The 6,789-nt window shown below is 54.4% G+C and carries 2 tRNA genes and 2 rRNA genes; all 4 read left to right on the forward strand.

Annotation, left to right across the window (positions count from 1 at the left end):
• Positions 1-490 precede the first annotated feature (490 nt).
• The 4 genes from ACXYMN_RS19715 (at position 491) to ACXYMN_RS19730 (ending at position 6,593) form a co-directional block, all read left to right on the forward strand.
• Positions 491-1,953: ribosomal RNA gene (locus tag ACXYMN_RS19715) — 16S ribosomal RNA — on the forward strand.
• A gap of 202 nt (positions 1,954-2,155) precedes the next feature.
• Positions 2,156-2,232: transfer RNA gene (locus tag ACXYMN_RS19720), tRNA-Ile, on the forward strand.
• 176 nt (positions 2,233-2,408) lie between these two features.
• Positions 2,409-2,484: transfer RNA gene (locus tag ACXYMN_RS19725), tRNA-Ala, on the forward strand.
• A 539-nt stretch (positions 2,485-3,023) separates the two neighbouring features.
• Positions 3,024-6,593, forward strand: a 23S ribosomal RNA gene (locus tag ACXYMN_RS19730).
• Together the 16S and 23S rRNA genes with 2 tRNA genes alongside form the textbook arrangement of a ribosomal RNA operon.
• Positions 6,594-6,789: the final 196 nt, after the last annotated feature.

Below are 6,789 nucleotides of genomic sequence, written 5' to 3' on the forward strand. Positions count from 1 at the left end.
TTTTCTGCTTGCGGGTTTTGGTGTGGGACCGTAGAAGCCCCTTCACCGGCGGCGCTGAGGCGCGGTTGGGACGCCAGACGGGGCGGCGCTGCGGTGGAGACGCCGGGGGTTGCCTGCGGGGCGGACATTTAGGGATAGGGCTGGGCGGGCGCGCCACAAGATAGGGCGCAACGGTTTGGTTTTGTTTCTGGCTCTTTGACATTGCTGGTATCTGAAGAGATATGTGGGCGGTTTGGTTCATTCGATGGATCAACGTCTGTATATCGCGCTGGTAGGGCTTCGGTCCGATGATCCAGTGTCAGCTTCACTGTTTGAGCGGCTTTCGGTTTCTGATGAAACCTGAAGCACAATCAAACAGATGACTCTCAGTGCAGACCCTATCCTTAGCCGGGTGGGTCGATGCTTTCTTCGCGCTCTAGCAGCCGGAGGCGGTAGCGCACTGAGGATGTGCAGAGGTTCGAACGTCAAGGATAGTGTCGCAAGACGCTTTCAACTTGAGAGTTTGATCCTGGCTCAGAACGAACGCTGGCGGCAGGCTTAACACATGCAAGTCGAGCGAGACCTTCGGGTCTAGCGGCGGACGGGTGAGTAACACGTGGGAACATGCCCTTCACTGCGGAATAATCATTGGAAACGATGACTAATACCGCATACGCCCTTCGGGGGAAAGATTTATCGGTGAAGGATTGGCCCGCGTTGGATTAGGTAGTTGGTGGGGTAATGGCCTACCAAGCCTACGATCCATAGCTGGTTTTAGAGGATGATCAGCCACACTGGGACTGAGACACGGCCCAGACTCCTACGGGAGGCAGCAGTGGGGAATCTTAGACAATGGGCGCAAGCCTGATCTAGCCATGCCGCGTGAGTGATGAAGGCCTTAGGGTCGTAAAGCTCTTTCGCTGGGGAAGATAATGACGGTACCCAGTAAAGAAACCCCGGCTAACTCCGTGCCAGCAGCCGCGGTAATACGGAGGGGGTTAGCGTTGTTCGGAATTACTGGGCGTAAAGCGCACGTAGGCGGATTGGAAAGTATGGGGTGAAATCCCGGGGCTCAACCTCGGAACTGCCTCATAAACTATCAGTCTGGAGTTCGAGAGAGGTGAGTGGAATTCCGAGTGTAGAGGTGAAATTCGTAGATATTCGGAGGAACACCAGTGGCGAAGGCGGCTCACTGGCTCGATACTGACGCTGAGGTGCGAAAGTGTGGGGAGCAAACAGGATTAGATACCCTGGTAGTCCACACCGTAAACGATGAATGCCAGACGTCGGGCAGCATGCTGTTCGGTGTCACACCTAACGGATTAAGCATTCCGCCTGGGGAGTACGGTCGCAAGATTAAAACTCAAAGGAATTGACGGGGGCCCGCACAAGCGGTGGAGCATGTGGTTTAATTCGAAGCAACGCGCAGAACCTTACCAACCCTTGACATCCTGTGCTACATGGAGAGATCCATGGTTCCTTTCGGGGACGCAGTGACAGGTGCTGCATGGCTGTCGTCAGCTCGTGTCGTGAGATGTTCGGTTAAGTCCGGCAACGAGCGCAACCCACATCCTTAGTTGCCAGCAGGTTAAGCTGGGCACTCTAGGGAAACTGCCCGTGATAAGCGGGAGGAAGGTGTGGATGACGTCAAGTCCTCATGGCCCTTACGGGTTGGGCTACACACGTGCTACAATGGCAGTGACAATGGGTTAATCCCCAAAAACTGTCTCAGTTCGGATTGGGGTCTGCAACTCGACCCCATGAAGTCGGAATCGCTAGTAATCGCGTAACAGCATGACGCGGTGAATACGTTCCCGGGCCTTGTACACACCGCCCGTCACACCATGGGAGTTGGTTTTACCTGACGACGCTGCGCTAACCTTCGGGAGGCAGGCGGCCACGGTAAGATCAGCGACTGGGGTGAAGTCGTAACAAGGTAGCCGTAGGGGAACCTGCGGCTGGATCACCTCCTTTCTAAGGATGTTTCTAGCATGTCCGGTGTGAGACTAGCGCGCTCAAGCAGCGTCGCGGTAGCGCACTGACATCGTGAAACACTTAGCAAGATCGGCATACAAAGCCGGTCAAAAATCGAACCGAGCCGTCCTCATATCTCTTCAGACATGGAAAACACGCGGGCCGACTAGCTCGTTGTCGATTTTGCATAGCAAAATCAACTGGGTCGGTAGCTCAGGTGGTTAGAGCGCACGCCTGATAAGCGTGAGGTCGGAGGTTCAAGTCCTCCTCGACCCACCAAGCCCTTTTTGTCGGTGGCAAAAAGGCGTTGTCATGACAGTGCATTCGGCGAAGCCGGATGTCACGACGATGACCCGCTTGGACTTGTTCCCAGAATTGCAACCGGGTGACGCTTCCGGCAGCTTTTGCAAGCAAAAGCGCCTGCTGCGCACGCCCCCAATTTTGGGAAAAATTGTGGGGCCTTAGCTCAGCTGGGAGAGCGCCTGATTTGCATTCAGGAGGTCAGGAGTTCGATCCTCCTAGGCTCCACCAATTCACTGACGGCGCAGTCGACAGTGAGAGTGGCGGCAGTTGCTTTTGCCTGCAAAAGCAATGAGAGCCACACCTTCTCCATTCCAGGAGCTGGCATATTCCATGACAGATACCAACAGACAGAGCCATCCGATTAGATCGCCCAGCACTGGGTTCAGTGCTGAGCCGTCCAATCGGACGGATATCTGACATCGTTAAGAGAGATACAAATCAACATTGCTTGGTTGCCATAAGTGTTTGGCAATCTCAGTCGGTCTCGCCTTCGGGTGAGCGGTATGCACCAGGTCTAGCCGGCTTGGGTCATATATCCCTTCTGAAAAAAGCAACGTTGTCCAAGTCAAGTACACTAACCCCTCACTGTTTTTGCATGAAAACAGTGAGCCGGTTTTGGCGGTCCTCAATGGTCTGCTGAAACCGAAAGTCTGGTCCGACAGGACCAGGCGGGAAAGTATGCTTTTGATCGGTAAAAGCGGTTAACGTATGGCCTCTGCGCTCAAGTAGCGGAGCGGTCGCACGCAGGCCTGTCTTTTACTGGATCAAATCAAGCGCGAGAAGGGCGTTTGGTGGATGCCTTGGCAGCAAGAGGCGATGAAGGACGTGATACTCTGCGATAAGTCATGGGGAGCCGAGAATATGCTTTGATCCATGAATTTCCGAATGGGGCAACCCACCTGAATGTTTGTTATTATTGCCTTCGGGCAGTTAATAACATTCATGAACAGGTATTTATGACCTGAATATATAGGGTTATAAAAGCAAACCCGGGGAACTGAAACATCTAAGTACCCGGAGGAAAGGAAATCAATTGATACTCCCCTAGTAGCGGCGAGCGAACGGGGACCAGCCGAGCCTTGAGAGCGATCAGAACCAGTTGGAAAGCTGGGCCATAGCGGGTGACAGCCCCGTATGAGAAGTTCAATGGGACGTATTAAGTAGGGCGGGACACGTGAAATCCTGTCTGAAGATCGGGGGACCACCCTCGAAGGCTAAGTACTCCTTGCTGACCGATAGCGAACCAGTACCGTGAGGGAAAGGTGAAAAGCACCCCGACGAGGGGAGTGAAACAGTACCTGAAACCGAACGCCTACAATCAGTCGGAGCTTGACTGGACTCTAATGACAATCTGGGGCCATGATCCTACCCAGGAAACTGAGCGGCACGTCGCCCTCAAGTAACGAAGGGGTAGGGCGCATGTCCTGCCCTCAAGTAACGAAGTGGTAGGGCAGAAAACATGGCCGACGGAACGTTTGCAATAATATTGCTGGTGGCGGGATTGACCGACATGGGCATGAACTATTGCGGCACGGCAACGGGCTGTCTCGGCAAGACAGACGCGCCATCTCGGACGGCCTTCTCGGCCGGTTCGGTGATTGCGCGCAATGCCGAGGAAAGCCCCGAAGTCTATCTTCGCTACGATCTCGGGCACAGACGCGGGCCATTCGGCCAGGCGTTGGGCCTGTCATATGGCGAAGCCGGGTCGTGGATCGGCTTCGGGTCGACCTACAAGGTCACCCTGGGCAATACCCCGATCTATGCCGAACTGCACTCGATGCCGGGTCTCTGGCTCGAGGGGGATTTCGACCTTGGCGGGCCCATTGCCTTCCGCTCGGGTGTCGAGATCGGATACGAGATGCGGAATGGCTGGCGCGCGGCGCTCAGTTATGACCATCGCTCGAACGCCGGTCTGTACGACGACAATCCCGGGATCGAGACGGTGCAATTCCGCATATCGATGCCCTTGCAGTAAATGCATGTTCCAATGAAATCAGATGTTATCAGTGTCCAGTCTTGTGACGGCGTACCTTTTGTATAATGGGTCATCGACTTGGTCTATCTAGCAAGCTTAAGCCGTTAGGTGTAGGCGCAGCGAAAGCGAGTCTTAATAGGGCGTCGAGTTAGATGGATCAGACCCGAAACCGAGTGATCTAGGCATGACCAGGATGAAGGTAAGGTAACACTTACTGGAGGTCCGAACCCACACCTGTTGAAAAAGGTCGGGATGAGTTGTGCCTAGGGGTGAAAGGCCAATCAAACTCGGAGATAGCTGGTTCTCTGCGAAATCTATTTAGGTAGAGCGTCATCCGAATACCCCGGGGGGTAGAGCACTGGATGGGTAATGGGGCCCCACAGGCTTACTGATCCTAACCAAACTCCGAATACCCGGGAGTACTAGATGGCAGACACACTGCGGATGCTAACGTCCGTAGTGGAGAGGGAAACAACCCTGACCTACAGCTAAGGCCCCCAATTCATGGCTAAGTGGGAAAGCAGGTGGGACGACCAAAACAACCAGGAGGTTGGCTTAGAAGCAGCCATCCTTTAAAGATAGCGTAACAGCTCACTGGTCTAAACAAGTTGTCCTGCGGCGAAGATGTAACGGGGCTCAAGCCATGAGCCGAAGCTTAGGATGCCGTAAGGCATGGTAGCAGAGCGTAGTGTGACATAGGATTTTGTCTTATCCTGATCTCTTGCAGTATCGAGATCGGTTCATTGGGTGTTCGCACTCAAGTAGCCGAAGGCGGTAGTGCAGCAAAGAGGTCAGAAAAGACGGAGTCTTTTCTGTGAAGCCGGCGCGAAAGCGATCCGGTGGAGAGATCACTAGTGAGAATGATGACATGAGTAGCGACAAAGAGTGTGAGAGACACTCTCGCCGAAAGTCCAAGGGTTCCTGCTTAAAGCTAATCTGAGCAGGGTAAGCCGGCCCCTAAGGCGAGGCCGAAAGGCGTAGTCGATGGGAACCAGGTTAATATTCCTGGGCCAGGAGATGGTGACGGATTGCGGAGGTTGTTCATCCTTATCGGATTGGATGGGCCGCTGAGCAGTCCCTGGAAATAGCCCTCCACAGGACCGTACCCTAAACCGACACAGGTGGACAGGTAGAGAATACCAAGGCGCTTGAGAGAACGATGTTGAAGGAACTCGGCAAAATACCTCCGTAAGTTCGCGAGAAGGAGGCCCGGTTCCTAGGCAACTAGGGGCTGGGGGCACAAACCAGGGGGTGGCGACTGTTTACTAAAAACACAGGGCTCTGCGAAGTCGCAAGACGACGTATAGGGTCTGACGCCTGCCCGGTGCCTGAAGGTTAAAAGGAGGGGTGCAAGCTCTGAATTGAAGCCCAGGTAAACGGCGGCCGTAACTATAACGGTCCTAAGGTAGCGAAATTCCTTGTCGGGTAAGTTCCGACCTGCACGAATGGCGTAACGACTTCCCCGCTGTCTCCAACATCGACTCAGCGAAATTGAATTGCCTGTCAAGATGCAGGCTTCCCGCGGTTAGACGGAAAGACCCCGTGCACCTTTACTACAGCTTCAGACTGGCATCAGGCATGTGATGTGCAGGATAGGTGGTAGGCTTTGAAGCAGGAACGCCAGTTTCTGTGGAGCCATCCTTGAGATACCACCCTTCGCCTGCTTGATGTCTAACCGCGAACCGTTATCCGGTTCCGGGACCCTCTGTGGCGGGTAGTTTGACTGGGGCGGTCGCCTCCTAAATCGTAACGGAGGCGCGCGAAGGTTGGCTCAGACCGGTCGGAAATCGGTCGTTGAGTGCAATGGCATAAGCCAGCCTGACTGCGAGACTGACAAGTCGAGCAGAGTCGAAAGACGGCCATAGTGATCCGGTGGTCCCAAGTGGGAGGGCCATCGCTCAACGGATAAAAGGTACGCCGGGGATAACAGGCTGATACTGCCCAAGAGTCCATATCGACGGCAGTGTTTGGCACCTCGATGTCGGCTCATCTCATCCTGGGGCTGGAGCAGGTCCCAAGGGTACGGCTGTTCGCCGTTTAAAGAGGTACGTGAGCTGGGTTTAGAACGTCGTGAGACAGTTCGGTCCCTATCTGCCGTGGGTGTAGGATACTTGAGAGGAGTTGCCCCTAGTACGAGAGGACCGGGGTGAACGATCCACTGGTGGACCAGTTGTTATGCCAATAGCAGTGCTGGGTAGCTATGATCGGACAGGATAACCGCTGAAGGCATCTAAGCGGGAAGCCCCCCTCAAAACAAGGTATCCCTGAGAGCCGTGGAAGACCACCACGTCGATAGGCCGGAGATGTACGCGCAGCAATGCGTTCAGTTGACCGGTACTAATGGCTCGATAGGCTTGATTTGATCCAGTAACAGACAGGTTCGCCTGACTTACCGGAACAAAATCAAAAGCATACTCAAACAGTACACTTGGACAGCGAAAACGTTGATTGCAGGCCTTCATCAGAAGGCCGATACCCGCACCCGGAATGGCAAGGGTGTGCGAACGCGCATTTGCTAGCAAATACGCTGCCTCGCACTCCGCGCCCAAAGGGCGCGG

Source organism: Roseivivax sp. CAU 1753 (assembly GCF_054482575.1).